The following is a 706-nucleotide window of genomic DNA, read 5'->3' on the forward strand; positions in this document are numbered from 1 at the left end:
GATCAAGACTTACGGCTGACGAATACCTGAAAATTTATCAAGCAGCAGAATCATCACCATGTTGGCTCAGACTTGCAATGGAACTGGCTGTTGTTACCGGGCAACGAGTTGGTGATTTATGCGAAATGAAGTGGTCTGATATCGTAGATGGATATCTTTATGTCGAGCAAAGCAAAACAGGCGTAAAAATTGCCATCCCAACAGCATTGCATATTGATGCTCTCGGAATATCAATGAAGGAAACACTTGATAAATGCAAAGAGATTCTTGGCGGAGAAACCATAATTGCATCTACTCGTCGCGAACCGCTTTCATCCGGCACAGTATCAAGGTATTTTATGCGCGCACGAAAAGCATCAGGTCTTTCCTTCGAAGGGGATCCGCCTACCTTTCACGAGTTGCGCAGTTTGTCTGCAAGACTCTATGAGAAGCAGATAAGCGATAAGTTTGCTCAACATCTTCTCGGGCATAAGTCGGACACCATGGCATCACAGTATCGTGATGACAGAGGCAGGGAGTGGGACAAAATTGAAATCAAATAATGATTTTATTTTGACTGATAGTGACCTGTTCGTTGCAACAAATTGATAAGCAATGCTTTTTTATAATGCCAACTTAGTATAAAAAAGCTGAACGAGAAACGTAAAATGATATAAATATCAATATATTAAATTAGATTTTGCATAAAAAACAGACTACATAATAC

At 39.9% G+C, this 706-nt stretch carries 1 protein-coding gene; it reads left to right on the forward strand.

The window, feature by feature from the left end; genetic code table 11:
* Positions 1–542 (forward strand): tyrosine-type recombinase/integrase (locus tag HP552_RS00925; protein ID WP_175393882.1); only part of this gene is annotated, 542 nt, incomplete at its 5' end.
* Between the last annotated feature and the right edge of the window lie 164 nt (positions 543–706).

The sequence above is a fragment of the Paenibacillus xylanilyticus genome, from assembly GCF_013359935.1.
Taxonomy (GTDB): Bacteria; Bacillota; Bacilli; order Paenibacillales; family Paenibacillaceae; genus Paenibacillus; species Paenibacillus xylanilyticus.